The following is a 22,703-nucleotide window of genomic DNA, read 5'->3' as shown; positions in this document are numbered from 1 at the left end:
TGCCGAGGGGCTGTGCGCGGCATGATGCCGTGCCCCTCTCACCGCAGCGGGAGGCCGCGATCCTTGTGTCCCCGGCGCTTGGACGAAAGGCGCGGAAGGTGAGAGTCTTGGCGCGGTAAAACTCTATTTCTTCCGTAGGGTAATGTCATCGGCTGCCGCTGGCTCGCGGGCGTCGGTCCATCAATCGCGGTTCGGCGGCCCGCAGCTACGGGCGCTCGCCGACGGGCCGGCCCTTGTCCGCCTCAGCGCCCGCCGAAGGCGGGAAGGCGCCTCGTGACCCGCTCGGTGCGGCGTCGATAAGCCTGGAGCGTCTTGAGCGCATTTGCATAATCGGACGGCGCGCGCCGGGTCCAGACGACGCCCATGCGAAGGAGAACGGTCGGCGAAAGCGGGTCGCGCCGGAAGGCGCCGAGCATGAGGTTCCGCGCAAGCTTCGTTCTGCCGAGATGCATCAGGCAATCGGCGATATAGAGGCGGAAGGCGGCGGCCTCCCGCCTGTCGCCTCGCAGGAAGGCGCGGCGATGCTTGGCGTAAACGCGCAGGTGCCCGCGCATCCGCGAGCGGGGATTGGTGGAGATGCGCTCGGAGCGGTCGTCCAGATAGTCGAGCAGGCAATCCCTGACATTGGCAAACCGCGTGACCTTGGCCAGCTTCAGGTAGAGATCCCAGTCCTGGCAGGCCTTCAACGCGGGGTCGAACCCGCCCACCTCCAGGATTCTCGCGCGGCTGGCGAGGAAGGCGGATGTCGTGCCGATGAAGTTTTCCCGCACGAGCGCAGCGTGAACGTCGCCCTCCAGCGACGATGAGCGGACATAGAAGGGCTGGCCGCTGGAATTGACCGAGGCCCAGCCGCAGAAGCAGGCCTCGTAACCGGGGCCGAGCGCCTTCAGCCGCCGCATCTGCCGGGCAAGCTTCTCGCCGTGCCAGACATCGTCGCTGTCCAGGAAGGCGACATACTCGCCGGAGGCGGCCGCGATGCCCGTGTTGCGTGCCACGGCGCCGCCCTGCCGGGCCTCGTGAAAGAGCACGACGACTGGAAAGGGCAGGTCGAGGCCGTTCAGGAACTCGCGGGTTCCATCGCTCGATCGATCGTCCACGATGACGAGCTCGATATTGGCGTAGGTCTGGGCGCGCACGCTTTCGATGGTGGCCGGAAGCGTTGCCATGCGATTGTAGGTGGGGATGACGATCGAGACGAGGGGCCCGTCCTGCGCGGGGCTTTCTCCGTCAGCGTTCATGGGACTCCTCCATCGCCGAGGATGTCAGGGCCGCGCGGGAGCGCGCGAAAGCGGGCGCGATGGGCGTGACGCGCTCCACCTGGGACGTCTGCGCCGGTTGCGCGCGGTAATGGCGCGATTCGTGCTCCCAGATATAATCGAGCGTCTTCTGCGACAGAAGATGCTCGGCACGCCGGCCGCGGGCGAGAAGCCTGAGCCCTTTCCAGTGGCCGGCGACGAGGCCGCGCAGGCCCGAGGCGAGGAGACCCTGCCCCGCGGCCTTGGTGAGGAAGATGCGCGACAGCCGTATCTTGCTCCGGATGGGCTTGTTGAACTTGTAGTCGAGATAAAGCACGTTCCGGCACATGTAGAACATACGTCCGCTGGACCAGTGCACGCGCGCCTCCGCCGAGATCTTGTGCGAGATCACGATAGCGGGCTCGTAGGCGATCAGATAGCCCCGGTCGAGGATACGGTAGGCGAGATCCTTTTCCTCTTCCATGAAATGCAGGCTGTCGTCATAGCCGCCGACCGCCTCGAAGGCCGCGCGGCGGATGGCGTGGCCCGCCCCGACGAAGCGCGTGGCGGGAAAGGGCCGCTCGGCGAAGATGTCCGGGTCGTAGGGGTAGTTCCACGATGTCCGGTCGAGCGCGCCGGTGTGGTGGTTGACGATGCGAAAGCCCAGAACGCCCAGGCCCGGCTCGTCCGCGAACCGCTCCGCCGTGCGGGCGAGGCACGTCTCGTCGGCGAACTCCGCGTCGTTGTCGATTGCCACGATGATCTCGGCGGCGCCCAGGAAGGAGGCGATGTTGCGGCCGCCCGGAACGCCCGAATTGTAGGTCAGCCGCTGGATCGTCACATTGGCGTGACCTGCCGCGAAGGCCTCGATGCGCCCGATCTGCTCGGGCTCGCTGCCCTGGTCGACGACCCAGATCCTCGGCGCGACGCCCGTCTGGCGCAGCGCGCTGCGGATGGTCTCGATCGTATCGTCCGCCCGGTTCCACGAGAGGATGATGACGTCGATCTCGCGTGGGGTGTCCGCGATGACGGAAGGGGAGGCGCTCATGAAGTCGATCCGTTCGTGATCGGGAGTTGCGCGGCGGTTTGGGGCCCTGCGACCGGTGGCCCGCCAGGCGTGGGGCGGCGCCGCAGCCGGAGCCCTCCATGGCGGTGGATCGGAAAGGGTGTGTGAGAGGGGATGCGCCGTGTTCCGGGCGCGGGAGGGCTGGCCGGAAGGCAATCGCCGCCTCGTCGCACGAAAAGAGAAGCAAGCATCATGCCGTCTCGCCGGTTGACCCATCCCCGGAGCGTTTCAGGCGAACCGGATCGCCGTTGATGCTCCGCCTGCTATGTCCGGAGCCGGAAAGCCGGCTTTGCCTGGCGCCGGGCTAGTCGGCGCTGGGCCGCGTGGACGGCGCGGCGATGTCGAGGTGCGGCGCGCTGGTCTTCTGCGCCAACGAGGCCCTCGTGCCCCTGTGGCGCGAGATCAGGCGCTCGATGCGAACGACGTTGCCCGCCCAGGTGAAGCCGCGTTCGGCGATCGTGCGCCGGGCGTTCTCCCCCAGGCGCTCGCGCAGGGCCGGATCCTCGCACAGGCGCAGGATGGCCCGGCCGAATGCGTCACAATCCTGCGGGTCGAACAGGAGCGCCTGGTTCTCATGCGCCAGGATTTCCCGGATATTGGGCTGGTCCGGCGCGATGATCGGCTTGCCGAAGGCGAGATACTCGAACACCTTCAGCGGAGAAGCGTAGGAGGTGACGCGCGGCTGGAGGGCGATGTCGAAGGTGGCGACATAGGCCGCCACGCTCTCACGCGGGACGACGCCGGTGATCGACACGCGCCGGCCCACGCCCATCGCCTCGGCCTTCTGCCGCAGAGCGGAGAGAACGTCGCCATCGCCGACGACGAGAAGATGCAGATTGTGCTTCTCCCCGTCGCGCGCCAGCACGTCCACCACCTGGTCGAGCCCGTGCCAGGCCTTGGCGAAACCGACGAAGCCCAGGATGAGCCGGCCGTCCAGGCCCAGCTCGCGCCGGCGCACCGTGCCGTCGTCCTCGCCCGAGAAGCGCTGTTCGTTGATGCCGTTGTGGATGACGTGGATGCGCTCGGCCGGAACGCCGGCCTCCCGCACGTCGCCGGCCAGCACCTGCGTGACAGGCAAGGCGAGGTCGGCCGACTTCCACGCGACACGCTCGGTCCAGCGGGCGAAGGCCTTGAGGGCGAGCCCTCCATCCGCCGAGCGCTCCGCATAGAGGGGCGCGTTGATCTCCAGCAGGAACGGAACACCGTAGCGGCGGGCGAAGAGGCAGCCGGCGAGCAGGAAGAGGCTGTAGCGCTCGTAGATCACATCCGGGCGGTGGGCGAGATAGGCCTTCCGGAGCTTGAAGAAGGCCAGGATCGAGTAGCAGAACTCCGCCAGCTCGGAGAGCGGGCGCGGCATGAAACGGCGCAGCAGCGTGACGGAAAGGCTCTTGGAGCCGAACTTGTCGTGATCACCCTCGTGCGGGCCGACGACGACGACTTCGTGCCCCCGATCGCGGAAGGCGCGCAGCATTTCCTCGATATGGACGAACTGGCCTTCCTTGGCCTTCGTGCGGTGATGGTACAGAATTTTCACGCGCAGTACTCCGTCCACTCGCGTGCAGCGTGCGCCGCAGCAAGGCGGTTAGTAAAACCGCTGATTTACGTAGGGTAAGCGTTAGTGAGAGATGCTTATCCGAAAAAACGGCGCTCTGCAAATACAATGTTACGCAAGGGAACGGTCTTAACTATCCATAATCAATAAAATTTGAAGTATCGGGCGCATTTCCCCATTCGCGTGTCGCGGGTGCCACGCGCGCCGTCTCAGCGGTCCGCGGGCCGGCGAGGAATGATGCCGGTGTGCGTGGCGGCCGGCGGCCCTCAGGCCGCCTGCGTTTCCCGCTCCGCCTTGCCGATGCGCGTGATCTCGACTCCGAGAGATCGCGGGGAGGAATCCGCTCGCTCGACGGGCGGGCGGAACCGCAGGCCCTCGGCGATCCCCCCGGCCAGCACGCGGGCCTTGCCGGCCTGGCCCGCGCGCAGCAGCTTGAGAATGGTTCGGGCTTCCTTCCTCAAATGGCGAAGGAGCGCCTTGCGGCCGAAATGCGTGCGCACGACATAGACCATGTTGCGCGCCAGCAGCCGGTGGAAGCCGATTCGCACGGGATTGTCCTCCGTGAGCAGGCTGATGTTTCCGGCCATGGCCCGAACATGCGTGACCCTGCTCGCGCCGACCACGAAGCCGGGAATGCGCCTGGTGACGCGGATCGTGTACTCCGTGTCGTCGGCCCAGATGAACATGGGGGCCAGCGGCAGGCCGTGCTCCTCAAGGGCGCGGCGCGGAAACAGGATGGACACGAAGGTGGCGCGCGTCACCGGCGCGGCGGTCAGGTCGAGGCAGGCCGTCCAGTTCTCGTAGTCGATGCGGTTGGGCCGCCGGTCTATCTCGGGTACGTTGGTGGCCATGCCTTCCGGCGTCCAGATGGTGGAGGCCAGGAAGGCCCGCTCGACCCCGCGCTCCTCCAGCGCACGATCCGCCTCCAGGAGGCGCTCCAGCGCGTCCGGCTCGCAGATGACGTCGTCATCCATCACCCAGATGAAGTCGGCCGAGGCCTGAAAGGCCGTGCGCAGGCCGAAATTGAAGCCGCCCGCGCCGCCGATATTGCGCGACAGGCCGTAGGCCTCGGTTCCCTCCCGGTGGTTCTCGCCGAGCCAATGCGCCGTTCCGTCCGTGCTGGCATTGTCCACGACGATGATCGCATCGCAGGGCCGCGTCTGCGCCTCGAGCGCGCTGAGGCAGCGTTGCAGGAGCTCCTTCCTGTTGAAGGTGACGACGACCGCGATCACCTTGGCCATTCAACCGACCTCCATTCCGAGGGCGGCCGGGGCCAGTTCCTTCTCGAACAGGGAAAGCCCGCGCGCGCAGGCCTGGTCCATGTTGTAGTAGACGTAATCCGCCAGCCGCCCGGCAAACCAGACTTTCCCCTTCAGCTCCTGCGCCATCTGCCTGTAGGGCTGAACGCGCGACTTGGTCTCGGGCGAGGGCACGGGATAATAGGGGTCGTTCTCCCCGGCCACGTAGGCCTGCGGAAACTCGCAGACGGTGGTGGTGTGGGAATGCGTCTCGCCCGTCAGGTGCGAGAAATCCGTGATGCGGGTGAAATCGAATTCGTTGGGATAGTTGACCGTGCCCACCGGCTGCACGCGCCCGCCCGCATGGGTCTCGAACTCGAAGCGCAGGCTGCGATAGGGCAGGGCGCCCTCGCAATGCCCGAAGAACTCGTCGATCGGCCCCGTATAGACGATCCGGTCCGCCGGCGGGGCGTCCTTCAGATGGGCGAAGTCCACCCCCAGCTCGATGTCGATATTGGGGTGGTCCAGCATCCGCTCGAACATCGCCGTGTAGCCGTCCACGGGCATGGCCTGGTAGATGTCGCCGAAATAGCGGCTGTCGCGGCTGATGACGATGGGGACGCGCGCCGTCACGCTCGCGTCGAGCTGCTCGGGCGTGCAGCCCCATTGCTTCATCGTGTAGTTCAGGAACAGCTTGTCGTAGATGTAGTCGGCGAGGAAGGACATCTCGTCGCCCTCGGCCTGCCTCAGCTTGGTGATCGGCACTTTGGTGCCGAAGCCGAAATGCGCCACCAGCGCGTCCGCCATCCGTTGCGCCATGGCTTGGGGAAAGAGCTGATCGAGGGTTTCCAGATTGAACGGAACGGGCACGAAGCGCCCGTCCACATGCCCCAGCACGTGATGGAAATAGGGCCGCCAGCGGGTGAACCGGCTGAGATGGTGGAACACCTTCGGGCTGTTGGTGTGGAAGATATGCGGCCCATACAGGTGGATGAGGTTGCCGGCCTCGTTTCGCGTGTCGAAGGCGTTGCCGGCGATGTGATCGCGCCGGTCGACGATGAGGACCCTCTGGTCCAGTTGCGTGGCAATGCGCTCGGCAATGACCGCGCCGGTGAACCCGGCCCCGACGATCAACCAATCGTACTTCTTCGGCATCGACTGCGCTTTCTCTGTTGTCTCTATGAAGGGGCGGGGTGCATCGGGCGGCGGATCAGAAGCCGCGCCGCGCAAGGGGGCCGGGCTGGGCTACAAGGCCGGGCGGCAGGGAAAGGCCGCGATACGGGCCGGCGAAGGCAGCCGCGCTGCCCGCCCGCGCGTTTCGCGCCGCCTCGCGGCTCGCTGTGACCTTGGCGCCCACGATGACGAAGAGGAGTTGCATCGGCGCGTGATTGACGAAGAGCGGGTTTTCCACGAGCGTCTGGATCAGGAGATGGGCCATGAACATCACCGGCCAGATCGCCTCGATGGCCGGATCGCGGATGAAGTTGCCGATGGTGCGCACCACGACGAGCGCGATGACCGAGAGGAAGACCACAAGGCCGATGAGCCCGAAGGCGACGGCGACCTCGAGATAATTATTGTGGAAATGCCAAAGCTCCTGGCCGATGACCTGGCGCACATAGGAGCTGATGGCCGGCACTTCCCAATAGGCCTTGAAGCCGACGCCGAGGATCGGGTTCTCAGCGAACGAGGCCTCCGCGAAGTCCCATAGCACCCGCCGGCCGGTAAGCGTCGAATCCTTGCCGAGGCCGGCGAGCGCCCCGCTCACGAGGTCGGTGCCCGAGAGGGCGAGGAGGAAGACGACGCCGCAGATCGCGACCATGGCCATGCTGACATAAAGGCCGGCCATCACGGGCTGGGCGCGGCGAATGATCAGGATGCTGAACAGGCCAGTGGAGACGAGCACCGCCAGGAGCGAGGTGGCCGACTGGGACCGCACCACGAGGAAGACCGCCAGCACCATGGCGAGCGTCGTCAGCTTTCGCCGCCAGCCCATGCTGAACAGGATCAGGCTGGTGTAGAACAGAATCGTCATCTGCTGGCCGAGGACGTTCTTGTGGGCGAAGATCCCGCGCCATTCGCCGAACTTGTAGAAGGCGAAGGGCAGCGACAGGAAGGCGGCCGCGAGCGACAGGAACTGCGCGGCCAGCAGCGTCCAGAAGATCGCCTTCAGCAGATCCGGCAGGGCAAGGCGCTGGGATATGGCCAGCGCCACCAGCACCGTCATGGCGAGCTGGAAGCCGTGATAGAGCGAAAGGCCCGGTTGCAGCGACCACTGATAGGAGAGGATCGCCACGGCCGGCCAGAGCAGGAAGAACGCGTTTCGCACGATCGTGTCGGAGAATTCACGCGGGAAGAACACCAATACGGTCAACGCGAAAAGATATCCCGTCAGCCAGATCAGGATCTCGAACGGGATGCCGCCGAAAAAATAGGAGATGAACGCCGTCGCCTGGAAGGCGCCGAAGAAGAAGATCGACCAGAAGAATTTCTCTGCAAATAGAAATAATTTCATCTACACCGACCGCCCCTCGTGCGGATTCTTCTCGCGGCGCTTTCAAATGCCGGGCTGCGGATTTCGTTCTGGTCGATGGTCGAGCCCCCGCGGCAGACGGTACAAGCTCTCTCCCCTGTGGAAAAGACAGGTCCATTGCGCCCGCCGCGAAGACGTCATAGCATCGATTCTAGGCTAGTCGAAGAGCCGGCAAGCGGTAAATCGCTTTATGCCGCATTATTTCATTGTATCATGCCCTAAGGGAAGTTAGTCGTATCGGGGCTGGGGCGGGACGTGCGCGAGGCAGGCTCCGGCCGGCAGATGTCGCGAGGCGCCCGGGTGCGGAGAGGCCGATGGGAATTCCATGCGTTCTGCGGACATTCGTCATGCTCGCGGCGGCAGCCTCGGGTGTCGGTCTTCATGCGGGGGAAGGCAGGGCCGGGGAGGGCTCGTCCTTCTTCGAGGACTTCCACGTTCTCGACAATGATCTGTGGGCGATGTCCGACGGGTGGAGCAACGGAGCCGAGTGGAGCTGCGGCTGGAATGCCAAGGCCGTAGCCATCCAGAGCGAGGCGGCACTTTCGATCATCGAGGTGCCGGCGGGCGAGAAGCCGCTTTCCTGTGGAGAGCTGCAGACGCGGCAGACATATGGCTACGGCACGTTCGAGGTTCGAATGCGCCCGGTGGAGCTGCCCGGCGTGACGAGCGCGTTCTTCGTCTATACCGGGCCACATGCCGGCGACCCGAAGGACGGCATCGACATCCGCTTCGTGGGGGAATCTCCCACGGAGCTGCGCGCCGCGCACTCGGCGGCGGGCCGGACGAGCCAGAGCGCCGTGGATTTGGGCTTCGAGGCCACGGGCGGGTTCAACGACTACGCGTTCCAGTGGTCGAGGGAGGGGATCCGCTGGTACGTGAACGGCCGCATGGTGCACGAGGTCACGGCCGCGGGGGGCGACGTGCCGACGCATCCGGGCCGCATCTACCTTCATCTGTGGCCGGGCGGGCACCCGGACGGGTCGTCCGGCCTTTTCGCCTATCCCGGCCAGAGGCTGAGCGCGAAGTTCCAATATGTCGCCTTCACGGCGGAGGGGGACGGATGCCAGTTTCCGACCTCCATCATCTGCCCGGCGGAGGCCGGCCATGCACCGATGGGCAATTGACGTGATGCCGGGTCCGACTCGCGCCTTTCCTTCTTCCACTCTCTAGAATTCGCGGGTTCGGGGTCATGAACAAGCCAGATCTGAACTTCGGCATTCCCGGCGCGCCGCTGGCCGCCCTGACGCCGTCCCGGCAGCCTTACGATTCCGACCAGTCGGCCATCGGCTCGCTGATCCAGATGCTGTGGCGGCGCAAGTTCGTCATCGGCGGGGTGGCCGCGGCGGTCTGCCTGCTCTCCCTCTTCGCCATCCTGCGCATTCCTCCCGTCTACACCGCCACCGCGACGGTGCTGATCGAGACGCGCAAGACGAACCTGCCCGATTTCCAGGCCATCCTTTCCGGCCTGCCGACCGACCTCAGCACGCTGGAGACGGAGCTGACGGTCATCCGCTCGCGGCGCCTGGCCGAGCGCGTGATCCGCAAGATCAACCTGGAGGCGCTGCCCGAGTTCAACTCCGACCTGCTTCCTCCCGAGGAGCGGCCGCGCCCCAACCCGCTGGTCGCGGCGGTGGGGTGGTTCGGGGGGCTGCTGCAGTCGGCGCTTGGCCCCGGCAGCGAAGGCGGGCAGGGTTCGGGCCCCGTGGTGAGCTACGAGGAAGAGGCCCGCCAGAGGCATGAGGATCTGCTGCGCGCCTTCCAGTCGCGTCTTTCGGCACGGCTGATCGGGCGCTCCTACACGATCTCGCTCTCGTTCGATTCCGACAGCCCTGAGGTGGCGACGACCATCGTCAACACCATCGCGGACGAGTATATCGCCGCGCAGGTGGACGACAAGATCCGCGCCGTGGAGCAGGCGAACAGGTGGCTGAGCGACCGCATCGCGGGCCTTCAGGACCAGGTCACCGTGGCCGACCGGCAGATCGAGACCTTCCGCGCCGAGCATGGGCTGATCGTCACCACGGACGCCAGCCCGTCGCTCGTCTACCAGCAGCAACTGGCCGAGATTAACACGAAGCTGACGGAGGCGCGGGCCAAGAGAAGCGAGCTGCAGGCTCGCCTTTCCGCCGCGCAGGAAGCGGCCGCCGGCATCACCAACCCCTCGGGAATCGCCAGCGACCTCCTGACCTCCCCGATGATGCAGGTGAACCGCGAGAGCATGGCGAACCTGACCGCGCAGATCGCGCAGACGCGCCAGCAGTTCGGCGAGAACCATCCCGCCATGACGGCGCTGCTGGCGCAGCGCGCCGAGCTGGTGGAGGGCATCGCCGGGGAAGCGCGCCGCATCGTGCGCGAGCTGAGCAACGACCTGGTGGTGGCCACGGCCAACGAGCAGGCCATCAGCGCGGACCTGGCCGCCGCCGACGCGCAGATGGTGCGCATCAACATGGCCAATGTGGACCTGCGGGCCATGGTGCGCGAGGCGGACGCCAAGCGCGAGCTTCTCCGCGCGCTCCTGTCGCAGTCGCTGGAGACCAGCGCCCAGGCCAGCTTCCAGCCGGCCGACGCCTCCATCCTGTCCTACGCCGCCCTTCCCAACAGTCCCTCGCGCCCGGACCGTAAGGTGCTGGCGGCGCTCAGCCTCGTCTTCGCCGGGGCCGTCGGCCTGGGCCTGGCCTTCCTGCTCGAGATGCTGGACGGCAGCTATCGCACCATCGGGCAGATGGAGCGTGAAACGGGTCTCAGGACCCTCGGCGTCATCAAGCCGCTTTCTCGTCGCGACCGGCGGCGGGGCCTCCTGCACTTCCTGCGCTCCAGTCCCGATTCGGAGTTCGCCGACGCGGTTCGGCAGACCTTCACCAGCGTCGTCCTGGCCTGCAAGCGCCCGGATTCGCCGCAGGTCGTGCTCATCGCCTCGGCCGGGGCCGCGGAGGGGCGCAGCTCGGTGGCCGCGCTCCTGTCCTTCGCCTCCGCCGCCCAGCGCCGGCCGACCGTCCTCGTCGATTGCGGCGCCCGGAGCCCCGGCGTGCCGGCGATGCTGGACATCGAGCCCTCCGCCGGGCTGACGGAGCTTTGCGAGGGCCGGGCGCGGCTGGAGGATGTCGTGCACCACTCGCCCCTCATCGGGGCCGATGTCATCGCGCTCGGCGGCGCGGACGAGGAGCGGGCCATCGCCCTCTTCGACAGCCACGCCTTCGCCGACCTGATGGGCGAGCTGAAGGCGCGCTACGACTTCATCTTCCTGGACAGCCCGCCGGCCGTGGCGACGCCCGAGGCGCGCGTGCTGGCCCAGCACGCCGATCAGACGCTCTTCGTCGTGCGCTGGGGGAAGACCGCCCAGCAGCTTCTCCTCGCCGGCCTGCGCCAGATCGAGGGCGGGCGCGGCAGCATCGGCATCGTGGTGAACGATCCGGACGCCAAGCTGCGCGGGGTGGCGGTGCACAAGGACCGGAAGCTGCGCTGGCCCCTTCCGTGGACCCTGCCGTGGGCGCGCGCCTGATGCGCCCCGCCGCCGCCTGCGCGCCCGTGGTTCCGCACCGCCTGTGAGCGATTTCCTGTCCCGGCCATCGGCCTTGAATCTCAGGGGCCGGGCGGCGAGGGGAGCCGCCATCACCGGCCTGTCCCAGGGCGTGCGCCTGCTCGTCCAGATCGGCTCGGTGATCGTTCTGTCGCGCCTTCTGGAGCCGGCCGATTTCGGCCTCATGGCCATGGCCGCGCCCGTGTTCGGTTTCGTGATGATGTTTCAGGACCTCGGCCTGACGCAGGCCACGATCCAGAAGAACGACATCACCCAGGCGCAGGTCAGCGCCCTGTTCTGGGTCAATCTGGCGGCGAGCTTCGTGCTGGCCGTGGCCATGGTGGCCGCCGCGCCGCTGGTCGCGATGTTCTACGGCGATCCGAGAGTGGAAAACCTCGTGGTCGCCTTCGGCATGCTCGTGCTGGTGGCCGGCCTCGGGTCGCAGCACATGGCGCTTCTGAACCGCAAGATGCGCTTCGGCGCGCTGGCGGCGATCGACGCCTCGGCGGTCGTGTGCGGCTTCCTCGCGGGCGTCCTGTTCGCGCAGGTCAATCCGAGCTACTGGGCGCTCTATGTGGCGAGCCTCGTCACCATCGCGATTCCGGCCGTGGCGGCCTGGATCTGCACCGGGTGGCTTCCCGGCGCGCCGCGCCGGGCGGCCGAGGTGAGGGAGCTTCTGAATTTCGGCGCCGGGATCACCGGCTTCAACTTCATCAACTTCTTCGCCCGCAATGCCGACAACATCATGATCGGCCGGGTCTGGGGGGAGCATTCCCTCGGCGTCTACGACAGGGCCTACAAGCTGCTCCTGCTTCCGCTCCAGCAGGTTTCCAGCCCGCTTGGCCGCGTCACCCAGCCCATCCTCTCGCAGCTCCTGGACGAGCCGGAGCGCTACCGGCGCGCTTATGTGAAGACGCTGCACCAGATGCTGCTCATCGTGCTGCCGGGCGTGGCCTTCATGATCGGCACCTCCGACATTCTGGTGCCGACGCTGCTCGGGCAGAAATGGGTGGAGGCCGCCGCGATCTTCTCGGCGCTCGGCTTCGCCGCCATCCTCCAGCCGGTCAACAACACGACGGGCTGGCTCTTCATCAGCCAGGCGCGGGGGAAGGACTACTTCCAGGGCGGCCTCTTCGGCACCTGCATGGCCGTGTTGGGGATGCTCGCCGGCCTGCCCTGGGGCGCGTTCGGCGTGGCCGTGGGCTATGCGGTGAGCGAGTATCTGAAGACGCCGGTCATCTGGTGGTGGGCGACGCGCAAGGGGCCCGTGGCGCTCCGCGACTTGGCCGGCGCGTCTTTCGTACATCTGGCGGGCGTGGCCGTATCGCTGGCCGCCATCATGGTCCTGCGCCGGGCGTTCGAGGGCGGGCCGTTCGAAACCATGCTCCTGTGCCTCGTGGCGGCCTACGCCGTGGCTTTCGGCACGGTCTTCAGCTTCGCCTCCGGGCGTGCGGCGATCGGCGAGAGCATGGCTCTCCTGCAATCGGGACTGGGCGTCGTGGCCAAGCGCCGGCCGCACTGACACGGCGCGGCGGCCTCGCCCGGCCCCCGTCATGAAAGATCCTTGTAAGGATGGCCCATCGGGCGCTGCTTGCCGGCCCCGGCGCGCGTGGCGCTCCGCCAGGTCTTGCGGGGCCGTATAGAGCATTTTCCGGGTGAAGCGGGATCGCCTCCAATGCTCTATCTATTTGTTCTCATGCAACTCCGGGCTCAAAGCCGGTTCCTGCTTTTGATGGAATGCCTCTACCGTTCCGCGACCGGGCCGGGATTGCGTGATTCCAGGCTGGCCAGCACATCGCTCGTCAGCATGCCGGTCTCGGCCAGCCCCGCCGAGCGCTGATAGGCTCGCAGGGCGTTGACGGTCTGGGGGCCTATCAGTCCATCGGCCACGCCGTCGCCGTAACCGAGTTCCGCCAGGATGGCCTGGGCTCTCTGGATGGTGGCGGGGTCGGAGACCGGAGCGATCGCGGTCCGGTCCGTGAAGGCCTCCGGTTCCGCCGCCTCGGCCAGGGGGGCCCCGGCCGCCTCGCTCGAAACCGCGCCGAAAACGGTCGAGGCCGAGGCCATCAGCGGTTGCGGGGCGATGGTGGGGGCGGGGTCGAGAAGGAAATGCGACATCGCTTCCACCCCTTCGCCGGCCGGCCCGGCGTCCGGAGCCGGCCGCACGGCCTCCTCGAGCGGAGGCGGAGGGGCGGCGGGCGTCTCCCGCGCCGCGGCGGCCGGGGACTCGGGAGCGGCGGGCTCGGGCGCTGCGCTTTGTTGCAGCATGTCGGGCGTGATGGCGAAACGCTCGTTGAGGCTGGCGCTCGGCCCCGTCTCGTGGCGCAGCACCTGGTCGACATAGATCACGTCGGCGGGGCGCAGTGCCGTGGCCTGGCCGGCGTCGATCACCTGATGGGCCTCGCCGCTGCCGCGCTCGATCCGGTATTGATTGTCGTAGTCGTCGGAGTTCAGCGCGAAGCTCGTGCCGTCGTTCAGGAGCGCGAGGACGTTCTCCTGCGAGGCGACCTTCGACTTGAGGTCGGCCAGGGTGACGTCGACATCCTGCAGCGCGGTGTAGATATTCGCGATCCGGTTATTGTAGAGGTTCAGGATCCGCTCGTCGATCTCGCTGATCCTCTGGCGCGCCCGCGCCAGATAGGAGGCGACTTCCAGCCCCACGCGCTGGACGCCGAACAGCTCCCGCTCGGCGGAGCGAAGCTGCGAGCCCGGGGTCAGCGCCCGCTCGACGAGGGCGCGGACCGAATCCACCTCCTCCTTCATGGAGCGCTCCTCCTCGGTGATGAGGCGGATGCTCTCCTCCAGGGAGGCGACCTCCTCGCGGAAGAAGGTCTGCTGCCGACGCAGGTTTTCCACGTTCAGCGCAAGCTGCTCGATGCCGCTGCGCAGGATCCGGCGCTCGTTCTCGATGATCGAGCCGGCCACCGTGTCGCCCACGGCCTGCGTCACGTCCGGCCCGGCGGCGGCCAGCGCGCTCGCCACCCAGGTCCGGTCCTGCTCGGCCAGGCTTTCGGCCTGAGCCGCGCCCTCGGTGCGCTCGTCGATGGACTGCTCCAGGGCGAGGCGAGCCTTGCGGGCCTCGGCCGCGAGGATCTGGATCTTCAACCCGCGAATGCTGCCCCCGACATCGGCGCGCTTCATGCGCAGGTCGAGCCGGTCCAGCGTGTCGTTGCGCAGGCCGCCGGCCAGCGCGACGGCCTGCACGGGGGTGATGCCCGGCTGGAAGGCGTAGGAGCCCGGGCTCTGCACGTCGCCCAGGACGAAGATGGGCCGCCGCTCCACGATCTGCAGGCCAAGCGAGGGAGCGGTGAGAATCTGAGAGGACTTCAGGCGGTCGATCAACTCGCCGCGCAACTCGTCCTTGGTCTTGCCGGTGGTGGCGATGCTGCCGAGAAGGGGGAGGATGAAATCCCCGTCCGCATCCACGGAGAATTCGCCGGTCAGTTCCGGCAGCTCGCGCACGATGAGCGACAGCTTGTCTCCCGGTTCGATCAGGTCGGCGGCGCGGGCGGCCGGCGACAGCGCGCTCATCGCCATCAGGCCCGCCAGGAGCCCTGCGCACAGGCGGCCCGCGCGCGAGCGCGGCGCCGGTTCCCCATAGCGATCGAAGGAGGGCTGGAAGCGCGAATCTGTCATGATGGGGGTGCCGATGACTAAGGAAAGTCGTAGACAAGAATGTTGCATACTTCATCAAGACATGTAAACACTTATAACTTCCCGTGCGGCAGGCGTTCTTCGCCGGCCGGAGCTTCAAGGCTTCTCTCCAGCATCGAGCGCACCCGTTGAACGCACAATCGCCATCGTCGGTCTCATCAGCGCCCGGCTCGCAAAACGTGGCCGCCGTGCCGATCTCGCTCATCATCTGCACCCGAAACCGGGGCCCCCAGCTCAAGCAGGCGCTGGAACGCCTGCCGCATTCGGACATCGCCGCCCATGGGGCGGAGGTCGTCCTGGTGGACAACGGTTCGACCGACACGACGCAGGAGGTCGTTCGCGCCTTTCAGGCGGGCGCGGCCTATCCCGTGGTGCTCGTGCACGAGGCGCGCAAGGGGCTCAGCAACGCGCGCAACGCGGGCCTGCGCGCCTCGCGGGGCGAGATCATTCTCTTCACGGACGACGACTGCTACCTCGCGCCCGACTATGTGACGAAGGCGCGCGCGGCCTTCGCCCGGCGGGAGTTCGACTTCTGCGGGGGGCGCATTCTCCTGCACGACCCGCAGGACTACCCCATCGCCATCTATGACGAGCCGCTGGCCAAGCGCTATCCCGCCCGCAGCGTCGTGGAGGCGGGATATTTCCAGGGCGCGAGCCTCAACTTCCGGCGTAGCGTGTGGGAAGCGATCGGGGATTTCGACGCGGGCCTGGGCGCGGGAACGCCGTTTCGCTGCGAGGACATCGAATGGGTGGCTCGCGCACTGATGGCCGGGTTCACGGGCGCGCACGAGCCCTCGCTCGTCGTCCATCACCATCATGGCCGCCAGGACCCGCACGAGGTCCGGGCGCTGGAGCGTGATAACGACCTGGCCCGGGGCGCCTTCTACATGGTCATGATGCTGGGTGGCCACCTCTCCTACGGGCGGGCCTTCGCCAAAAGGCTGGCCCGCACCGTGAAGAAGCCCGCCACCGCCGGCCGGACCTTTCGCGAGATCGGTGGTGCGGCGGCCTATCTCGCCCACCAGCCCCGCCGCATCCTGTCCCGCGCCTCGGGGAAGGGCGCCCAGCCCGCAATGAGGCACGGGCGCCGCTCCTGAAAGCGGCGGCTCAGGCGCGCATGTTGGCTGTGGCGGCCGGCGCGCTGGCGGCCGAGGCGCCGAAAATGGCGTCTCGGCCGGCCACGGCGAAGAAGGCCAGCCAGAAGAAGAAGCCCCATTGCTTCATCGGCTCTTCGAGCACACCCACCGCCGGCACGATCTTCTCGAGCACCACGTCGATCCCCGCCGAGGCTCCGAGCCCGAACAGGGCCAGGCCCAGGATGATCACGGCCTGGACGCCCGTCGCAAGCAGCCTGCGATGGAAATAGACGATCCAGGCCGCCATGAAGACGGCATAGGTGATCTGGGTGACTTCCTCCGGAATGCCGATTCGGCCGAAATAGCCGTCATGCAGCAGGAGGAAATCGTCCACCGCGAAGATGGCCGAGACCACGCCGCCCCAGAGAAGGAAGCGGTTCTTCTGCCGATGGGCGGCATCGAGCGAGGCATAGGCGAAGAGCGCGCAACTGGCCGCCGCCGTCATCAGCATGCAGCCGATATTGGACAGCAGTCCCGAGTGCAGGGGCAGGCGGCCGATGGCGATCGTGTCGCGGTAGAGGTCCACATAGGAATGGCCCCGCATCTCGATGGCGAGGGAGATCGCCGCCTGGAGGAGCATCCAGGCCAGGCCGAGCGCGACCGCGACCCAAAGGACGCCCCATCGCGAGCCCGCATAACGGGAAAGCCCTCCGCCGCCGGCCTGCGGGAAGAGCGACGACGTGCCGAGCCCACCCGTATCGCCCGTTTGCAAGGACAGCAGCTTACGCATCGATTTCCCCTCCTTGTCGCCTGACTCGCGGCCGCCTCGCGCGGCGCGGGATGTCTCGCGAAGCCCCCTCGGCCGGGCCTGTGTTCGGTCCCGCCGACAGCCTCATACGCCCGCGCAGCCGAGTGGCGGGAGCCTGGAGAGCACGCGGAACAACATGCCGGTGCGTGGATGCCACGCACCGCCGATCGCGGTTCGAAACCGCAGCCCGCGACGGAAGAGTTTCAGGCGATCCTGAAGATTTCCGCGCGTCGCCGATATGTCATTATTCTGTCATGTTTTCAGCAAAGACAAAGGTTGTCAAGGAATTATCCACCTTCCCATGCGGTATGTTCCGAGCATTGTCGCAGATCATTCGGCAGTGCCTCGCTCGTTCCGGCCGCCGGGCAGAGGCGCCGGGCGCCTTTCCCCGGCGCGGCGGGCCGCGCCCCGGGCTGCGGTGTCGCGGCGAGGGGCAAGCGGCGGATGCGCGTCCATAGAGCTTCCGCGCCTTGTGTCATGATCGGCCGGAGGAACGGTGTGGGAAAGACGGGCAGGAAGATCGGCGGAGCCGATCCGGCTTGTCGCAACGGGCGACACGACGGCCTCGACATTCGCGCGTCCGCGCCGCCGCCGTGTCGAACGCGCCGGAAAGGGCTGGTGATTTTCCTTCTTTCCGCAAGGCGGGCTTGTGCACAGTCCGGCGCGAAATCGACGCCACGGAATATGCGCGCTTTGCCGCGTCTCGCCGCTCTGCATCTCCCTTCTCGCGAACAGGAGGACGTGCCGGCCCGCCGCCGAGGGGTCTCGCCGCCATTTTGCCGAGATCGGGCGTCACGTCCCGCTCGCGAGAATGGCCGCGCAGGCGCTTTCAAATTGCCTCCGGCCCCATTCGACCGTAGAAGTGGGCCCGCAATCCGAGCAGAGGGAATTGTATGCTGGAGGTCAAAGCCCTGGCGATCAACGAGGTTTTGTCGTTGACGCCCAGGAAATTCGGCGACGATCGCGGGTTTTTCTCCGAAACCTTCAACGAGGCCCGGTTCCGTGAGGCGGGTGTCGATACACATTGGGTGCAGGACAACCAGTCCTATTCGGCCGATGCGCTGACGCTTCGCGGGCTGCATTATCAGGAGCCGCCCTTCGCGCAGGCCAAGCTCGTGCGCGTGCTTCGCGGCCGCATCCTGGACGTGGCCGTGGATATCCGCGAGGGCTCCCCCACCTTCGGTCGCTGGGTCTCGCTGGAGCTGTCGGCGGCCGCTTTCAACCAGATCCTCGTGCCGGTCGGCTTCGCGCACGGCTTCCTGACGCTGGAGCCGGATACGGAGGTCTTCTACAAGGTCTCCGCGCCCTATTCGGCCGAGCACGACCGGTCGATCCGCTTCGACGATCCGTCCTTCGGAATCGACTGGCCCCTGGGCGGCCGGTCGCCGTCGCTCTCGTCCAAGGATGCCGACGCGCCGTTCTTCGACGCCGCGCGGACTCCGTTCCGTTTTTAAGGGTTCGCGCTTGAAGATCCTCGTCACCGGCGGTGCCGGCTTCATCGGCTCGGCGGTCTGCCGCCACCTGATCAACGACACCGAGCACAGCGTCGTCAACCTCGACAAGCTGACCTACGCGGCCACGCTCGGCTCGGTGGCCTCGTTGGAAGGCTCGCCCCGCTATCGCTTCGTGAAGGCCGACATTCTCGACAGGGCCCTCGTGCTCGACCTGATGATGGCCGAGGGCGTGGACGCGGTCATGCATCTGGCGGCCGAGAGCCATGTGGACCGCTCCATCGACGGGCCGGGCGACTTCATCCAGACCAATATCGTGGGCACCTACGAGCTTCTGGAGGCGGCCCGCGCCTACTGGTCGCAACTGCCGCCCGCCCGCAAGGAGACCTTCCGCTTCCACCACATCTCGACCGACGAGGTCTATGGGGAACTGCCGCTGGAGGGCGGGCTGTTCACGGAGGAGACGCCTTATGCGCCCTCCTCGCCCTATTCGGCCTCCAAGGCCTCGTCCGATCATCTCGCCGTCGCCTGGCACCACACCTACAAACTGCCGGTGGTGCTCTCCAACTGCTCCAATAATTACGGGCCCTTCCACTTCCCCGAGAAGCTGATCCCGCTCGTCATCCTCAACGGGCTGGAGGGCAAGCGCCTGCCGGTCTACGGGCGGGGAGAGAACGTGCGCGACTGGCTCTTCGTGGAGGATCATGCCCGGGCGTTGGCGCTCGTCGTCACCCAGGGCGAGCCGGGCCGTTCCTACAATATCGGCGGGCGCAACGAGCGTTCCAACCTGACGGTGGTGGAGACGATCTGCGATACGCTGGACCGTCTCGCCCCGTCCGCCGACGGGCGCCCGCGCCGGGAACTGATCGACTTCGTGAGCGACCGGCCCGGCCACGATCTGCGCTATGCCATCGACGCGACGCGGATCGAGCGCGAGCTGGGCTGGCGCGCGCAGGAAACCTTCGACACCGGGTTGGAGAGGACCGTCCGCTGGTATCTCGACAACGAGGCCTGGTGGCGCCCCCTGCGGGAGGGCCGCTACGGGGGCGAGCGGCTGGGCGGCGCGGTGGCGGCGGGGCAGGGGCGGTGAAGCTTCTCGTCACCGGCCGCGAGGGGCAGATCGCGCGCTCGCTCCTGGCGCTGTCGGGCGGGCCGGTGGAGATCGTCGCGGTGGGACGGCCCGAGCTCGACCTGCTCGACCATGCCAGCCTGCGCCGTGCGCTGGAGGTTCATCGCCCCGATCTGGTGGTGAGCGCCGCCGCCTATACGGCGGTGGACAAGGCCGAGAGCGAGCGGGACGCCGCCTTCGCGGCGAACGCCGACGGGGCGGCCGCGCTCTCGAGCGCGGCGGCTGCGCTGGACATGCCGATCGTCCATATCTCCACGGACTACGTGTTTCCCGGCGACAAGGCCTCGTCCTATTCGGAAGAGGACGCGACGGGGCCCCGCACCGTCTATGGCGCCTCCAAGCTGGCAGGGGAGGCGGGCGTCGCCGCGCAGAACCCTGCACATGCCGTCCTGCGCGTGGCCTGGGTCTACAGCCCCTATGGGCAGAACTTCCTGAAGACCATGCTGCGTCTTGCGGCCGACCGCGAGGAGGTGCGCGTGGTGGCCGACCAGGTCGGCACGCCGACCTACGCGCCCGATATCGCAAAGGGCATCCTCGCCGTCGCCCGGCATATCGCGGCGGGGCCGGAGAAGGGGGACTGGCGGGGCCTCTTCCATCTCGTCGCCGGGGGCGAGACGAACTGGGCCGAATTCGCGCGCGAGATCTTCCGCTGCTCGGCCGAGCGCGGCGGCCCCTCGGCCCGGGTGGTGGACATCCCCACCGACGCCTACCCCTCGCCCGCGCCCCGGCCGGCCAATTCACGCCTCGACACGGCCCGCTTCCAGCGGACCTTCGGCCTTGCCCTGCCGGCCTGGCAGGACGGAACGCGCCGCTGCGTGGACGAGCTTCTTCGGTGAGCGACGGCGCGCCGGAGCGCTCGTGCCTGCCTCACGCCGTCGTCGTGACCTATCAGCCGGACCTCCAGACGCTGGCGCGGATGCTGGCGGCCCTGTCACGGCAGGTGGCCCGGGTCGTGATCGTGGACAACGGCTCCTCCAGCCGCGCCGGGATCGCCGCGCTGGCGGAGGCGAACGATGCGCGGTTCCTGCCGCTGGGCGCCAATCTCGGCATCGCCGAGGCGCAGAACCGGGGCATCGAGCAGGCCCTGGAGGACGAGGCGGGGAACGTTCTCCTGATGGACCAGGACACCGTCCTTCCCCCCCACGCGGTGCGTACTCTCCTCGCCGATCTCGCCGTGCTCCTGGAACAGGGCGTCAAGGTGGGCTCGCTGGGCTGCGCCTATCGCGACAGCCATGACGGCCGGATCGCGCCGATCTCTCGCGTGGCGTCTTCGGGGCGCCGCATCGAGCGGGTTGCGGTGGATGGGGCCTCCGGGCCGGTGGAGGCCGACTTCGTCATCGCCTCCGGTTCGCTTTTGCCCGCCGACGTGCTGCGGCAGGTGGGCCTGATGGAAGCGCCGCTCTTCATCGACCTCGTCGATATGGAGTGGGGCTTTCGTGCCTCGGCCAAGGGCTTCCGGCACTTCCAGTGCCCGGCGGCGGTGATGGAGCATACGCTGGGCAACGGGCGCATCCGCATCCACTCCCGCTCCATCGCCCTCCACGCGCCGATCCGCAACTACTACTCGGTTCGAAACGCCCTTTTCCTGGCCCTGCGCAACTATGTGCGCCCGGCCTGGCGAATCTATTTCGTCCGGCAGGCGCTGGCCTACACCGTGGTCTACACATGGAAAGGCGACCGCCGCCCGACCCGCCTGGGCTACATGCTCCGCGGCCTGGCCGACGGCCTTCTGGGCCGCGCCGGAGCGTATCGGCCGGGACGTATCTCTCAAGCCTGAAGCTCGCGCGCTGCCTTCGGAGCGATCCTGCTCCGCTTTCGCTCGAATTTCGAGATGGGCCTTAGGTACTTCGTCCGTAGGCTTCCAGCGTTTCTTCGATCGGGCCGAGATGGCGCAGGCGGCCATGTTCCATCCACAGGCCGGTGGTGCACCATTGGCGCAGCAGGTCGTTGGAATGGGAGGCCATGACGAGGAGGCCGGCATCGCCAATGAAACTCTCCAGCCGCTGCTTGGCCTGCTCGAGGAAGGCGGCGTCGCCGGCGCCGATTCCCTCGTCGATCAGGAGAATATCGGGCTTGATGGAGGTCGAGACGGCGAAGGCCAGGCGCGTGGCCATGCCGCTGCTGTAGGTGCGCAAGGGCATGTTGAGAAACTCCCCCAGCCCCGTCGCCAAGCCGATCTCCTCGGATCGGGCCTCGATCTCCGGGCGCGTGTAGCCGATCAGCATGCCGCGCAGGATGATGTTCTCCCAGCCCGTCGCCTCGGGGTCCATGCCGAAGCCGATGTCGAACATGGCGGCGACGTCGCCTTCCACGCGCACCGTTCCCCCCGTCGGCTCGTAGATACCGGCCATCACGCGCATGATGGTGGACTTGCCGGCTCCGTTGTGGCCCACGAGCCCGAGACGCGCGCCGTGCCGAAGTTCGAGCGACAATTCGTCGATGGCGCGCACCGAGACCTTGCCGCCCCCCTCGCGCGGGCGAATCTGCCCGCCCGTGGCGGCGGCCAGGACGTTGTTCTTCAGCGAACGGCTGCCCGCGTCGAAGATGGGGATGTCCACCGACACCTTGTCGAAGATGATCGCAGCCATCGGATCAGGCCCAGTACGCAACGCGCGCGCGGAAGCGCGCAAAGAAGAGAATCGCAACGACGCCGATGGCGGCCGTCATCCCGATGGCCGCGACCCAGTTCGTCGGGTCTACAGCCTGGCCCAGCAGCGGGCCGCGGGATATCTCGATGAAATGATAGAAGGGATTGAGCTGCACGAAATGCGCCCGCTCGGGGAGTTGCTCCGCGCTCCAGAGGATGGGCGTCATGAAGAAGGCGACCTGGGTGACGCTGGCGACGATCATCGGAATATCGCGGAAGCGCGCGCAGAACGGGCCGAGGATCATGCACACGAACACGCAGTTCAGCGTCAGCAGGCAAAGGGCCGGGATGAACAGAACCGCGTTCCAGCCCGGATTGAGGCCGAAGGCGACAATGACGATCAGGTAGATGATGAAATTGTGCCCGAAGGCGATAAGCTGGGACCAGGCGAACTGGAGAATGTGGACGCTCAGCGGCAGGCGGATCTGCCGGATGGACGCGGCCGCGTTCGAGAAGACCATGCAGGCGCCGTTTAGGGAGCCGGCGATCAGGCCCCAGACGATGAAGCCGAGCGCGAGGGAGGGCAGGTAAGTGGAGATCTCCATCTGGAAGATCTGGGCGTAGAGGAAACCGAGGCCCCCCACCGTTATACCCATCGAGAGAGTGAGCCAGAGCGGCCCCAGGACCGAGCGGCGATAATGCTTCTGCACATCGCGCCAGCCGAGATACAGCCAGAGTTCGCGCAAGGCGATGCCCTGCCGGACATCGGACAGCAAGGCGGAAAGGCGCTCGGCCTGCGACTGGGCGGCCTGTGTGACGGACACCGTCGATGAAATTGTCATGAGAAAACCTGCCGG

Annotated in this window: 18 protein-coding genes; 8 read left to right on the top strand and 10 right to left on the bottom strand. The window is 67.2% G+C overall.

All coding sequences use genetic code 11. From position 1 onward, the window contains the following. Positions 1-242: 242 nt before the first annotated feature. From J7654_RS01725 to J7654_RS01700, 6 genes are all read right to left on the bottom strand, one after another. Positions 243-1,238 carry a glycosyltransferase family 2 protein gene (locus tag J7654_RS01725; RefSeq protein ID WP_209737656.1) on the bottom strand — a complete coding sequence of 332 codons (996 nt, stop codon included), beginning with the start codon at positions 1,236-1,238 and terminating at the stop codon, positions 243-245. After that, positions 1,228-2,283, bottom strand: a complete 1,056-nt coding sequence (locus tag J7654_RS01720) for a glycosyltransferase family 2 protein (RefSeq protein WP_209737654.1) — start codon at positions 2,281-2,283, stop codon at positions 1,228-1,230. The genes J7654_RS01725 and J7654_RS01720 overlap by 11 nt, the downstream gene beginning before the upstream one ends. A 322-nt stretch (positions 2,284-2,605) precedes the next feature. Next, positions 2,606-3,835, bottom strand: a complete 1,230-nt coding sequence (locus J7654_RS01715; protein WP_209737652.1) for a glycosyltransferase family 4 protein — start codon at positions 3,833-3,835, stop codon at positions 2,606-2,608. A gap of 284 nt (positions 3,836-4,119) precedes the next feature. After that, positions 4,120-5,094: a glycosyltransferase family 2 protein gene (locus tag J7654_RS01710; protein ID WP_209737650.1), complete on the bottom strand. Its 975-nt coding sequence runs from the start codon at positions 5,092-5,094 to the stop codon at positions 4,120-4,122. Then, on the bottom strand, positions 5,095-6,246 hold the full coding sequence (gene glf, locus J7654_RS01705) for a UDP-galactopyranose mutase (protein ID WP_209737648.1): 1,152 nt from the start codon (positions 6,244-6,246) through the stop codon (positions 5,095-5,097). A gap of 55 nt (positions 6,247-6,301) precedes the next feature. Next, positions 6,302-7,606, bottom strand: a complete 1,305-nt coding sequence (locus tag J7654_RS01700; protein ID WP_209737646.1) for an O-antigen ligase family protein — start codon at positions 7,604-7,606, stop codon at positions 6,302-6,304. Positions 7,607-7,971: 365 nt separating this feature from the next. On the opposite strand from J7654_RS01700, the gene J7654_RS01695 reads away from it, so the two are divergent. The 3 genes from J7654_RS01695 to J7654_RS01685 all read left to right on the top strand — a co-directional run bounded on the left by J7654_RS01695 (position 7,972) and on the right by J7654_RS01685 (position 12,663). Beyond that, positions 7,972-8,748, top strand: a complete 777-nt coding sequence (locus J7654_RS01695; RefSeq protein WP_209737644.1) for a family 16 glycosylhydrolase — start codon at positions 7,972-7,974, stop codon at positions 8,746-8,748. 65 nt (positions 8,749-8,813) lie between these two features. After that, a complete protein-coding gene (locus J7654_RS01690) occupies positions 8,814-11,123 on the top strand; it encodes a GumC family protein (RefSeq protein WP_209737642.1) in 2,310 nt (769 codons plus the stop codon). Between the two features lie 73 nt (positions 11,124-11,196). Next, positions 11,197-12,663, top strand: coding sequence for a lipopolysaccharide biosynthesis protein (locus tag J7654_RS01685; RefSeq protein WP_245195596.1), 1,467 nt, complete (start codon positions 11,197-11,199; stop codon positions 12,661-12,663). 221 nt (positions 12,664-12,884) lie between these two features. Here J7654_RS01685 and J7654_RS01680 read toward each other — a convergent pair whose 3' ends face one another. Beyond that, on the bottom strand, positions 12,885-14,777 hold the full coding sequence (locus J7654_RS01680) for a peptidoglycan-binding protein (RefSeq protein WP_209737639.1): 1,893 nt from the start codon (positions 14,775-14,777) through the stop codon (positions 12,885-12,887). A gap of 206 nt (positions 14,778-14,983) precedes the next feature. Here J7654_RS01680 and J7654_RS01675 point away from each other — a divergent pair, with 206 nt between their 5' ends. Beyond that, on the top strand, positions 14,984-15,892 hold the full coding sequence (locus J7654_RS01675; RefSeq protein WP_209737637.1) for a glycosyltransferase family 2 protein: 909 nt from the start codon (positions 14,984-14,986) through the stop codon (positions 15,890-15,892). Positions 15,893-15,902: 10 nt separating this feature from the next. On the opposite strand, the gene J7654_RS01670 is transcribed toward J7654_RS01675, so the two are convergent. Next, entirely contained in the window at positions 15,903-16,661 is a 759-nt protein-coding gene (locus J7654_RS01670) for a hypothetical protein (RefSeq protein ID WP_209737635.1), read from the bottom strand. A 911-nt stretch (positions 16,662-17,572) separates the two neighbouring features. On the opposite strand from J7654_RS01670, the gene rfbC reads away from it, so the two are divergent. The 4 genes from rfbC to J7654_RS01650 are packed head-to-tail and all read left to right on the top strand — an operon-like array spanning position 17,573 to position 21,036. Beyond that, entirely contained in the window at positions 17,573-18,133 is a 561-nt protein-coding gene (rfbC, locus tag J7654_RS01665; protein ID WP_209737633.1) for a dTDP-4-dehydrorhamnose 3,5-epimerase, read from the top strand. Between the two features lie 10 nt (positions 18,134-18,143). Beyond that, a complete protein-coding gene (gene rfbB / locus J7654_RS01660) occupies positions 18,144-19,220 on the top strand; it encodes a dTDP-glucose 4,6-dehydratase (protein ID WP_209737631.1) in 1,077 nt (358 codons plus the stop codon). Next, complete coding sequence (gene rfbD / locus J7654_RS01655; protein WP_209737630.1) at positions 19,217-20,095, top strand: dTDP-4-dehydrorhamnose reductase; 879 nt, start codon at positions 19,217-19,219, stop codon at positions 20,093-20,095. Before rfbB ends, rfbD begins: the two co-directional genes overlap by 4 nt. Then, the gene (locus tag J7654_RS01650; protein WP_209737629.1) at positions 20,092-21,036 is read left to right on the top strand and encodes a glycosyltransferase family 2 protein; all 945 of its coding nucleotides are present in this window, start codon (positions 20,092-20,094) and stop codon (positions 21,034-21,036) included. The genes rfbD and J7654_RS01650 overlap by 4 nt, the downstream gene beginning before the upstream one ends. A 61-nt stretch (positions 21,037-21,097) precedes the next feature. Here the strand turns inward: J7654_RS01650 and J7654_RS01645 are convergent, their stop codons facing one another. Then, positions 21,098-21,847, bottom strand: coding sequence for an ABC transporter ATP-binding protein (locus J7654_RS01645; RefSeq protein WP_209737628.1), 750 nt, complete (start codon positions 21,845-21,847; stop codon positions 21,098-21,100). Between the two features lie 4 nt (positions 21,848-21,851). Then, positions 21,852-22,688, bottom strand: coding sequence for an ABC transporter permease (locus J7654_RS01640; RefSeq protein ID WP_209737627.1), 837 nt, complete (start codon positions 22,686-22,688; stop codon positions 21,852-21,854). Positions 22,689-22,703 lie beyond the last annotated feature (15 nt).

The organism is Aureimonas populi, from assembly GCF_017815515.1.
GTDB lineage: Bacteria > Pseudomonadota > Alphaproteobacteria > Rhizobiales > Rhizobiaceae > Aureimonas > Aureimonas populi.
Note: the sequence above shows the minus strand (reverse complement) of the source record. Positions and strands in the feature narration are given on the sequence as shown.

Bases quoted from the DNA above. Each gene is read 5' to 3' on its own strand.
- J7654_RS01725 (WP_209737656.1), bottom strand. From the start codon at position 1,238: ATGAACGCTGACGGAGAAAGCCCCGCGCAGGACGGGCCCCTCGTCTCG.
- J7654_RS01720 (WP_209737654.1), bottom strand. From the start codon at position 2,283: ATGAGCGCCTCCCCTTCCGTCATCGCGGACACCCCACGCGAGATCGAC.
- J7654_RS01710 (WP_209737650.1), bottom strand. From the start codon at position 5,094: ATGGCCAAGGTGATCGCGGTCGTCGTCACCTTCAACAGGAAGGAGCTC.
- glf (WP_209737648.1), bottom strand. From the start codon at position 6,246: ATGCCGAAGAAGTACGATTGGTTGATCGTCGGGGCCGGGTTCACCGGC.
- J7654_RS01700 (WP_209737646.1), bottom strand. From the start codon at position 7,606: ATGAAATTATTTCTATTTGCAGAGAAATTCTTCTGGTCGATCTTCTTC.
- J7654_RS01695 (WP_209737644.1), top strand. From the start codon at position 7,972: ATGCTCGCGGCGGCAGCCTCGGGTGTCGGTCTTCATGCGGGGGAAGGC.
- J7654_RS01690 (WP_209737642.1), top strand. From the start codon at position 8,814: ATGAACAAGCCAGATCTGAACTTCGGCATTCCCGGCGCGCCGCTGGCC.
- J7654_RS01680 (WP_209737639.1), bottom strand. From the start codon at position 14,777: ATGACAGATTCGCGCTTCCAGCCCTCCTTCGATCGCTATGGGGAACCG.
- J7654_RS01670 (WP_209737635.1), bottom strand. From the start codon at position 16,661: ATGCGTAAGCTGCTGTCCTTGCAAACGGGCGATACGGGTGGGCTCGGC.
- rfbC (WP_209737633.1), top strand. From the start codon at position 17,573: ATGCTGGAGGTCAAAGCCCTGGCGATCAACGAGGTTTTGTCGTTGACG.
- J7654_RS01645 (WP_209737628.1), bottom strand. From the start codon at position 21,847: ATGGCTGCGATCATCTTCGACAAGGTGTCGGTGGACATCCCCATCTTC.
- J7654_RS01640 (WP_209737627.1), bottom strand. From the start codon at position 22,688: ATGACAATTTCATCGACGGTGTCCGTCACACAGGCCGCCCAGTCGCAG.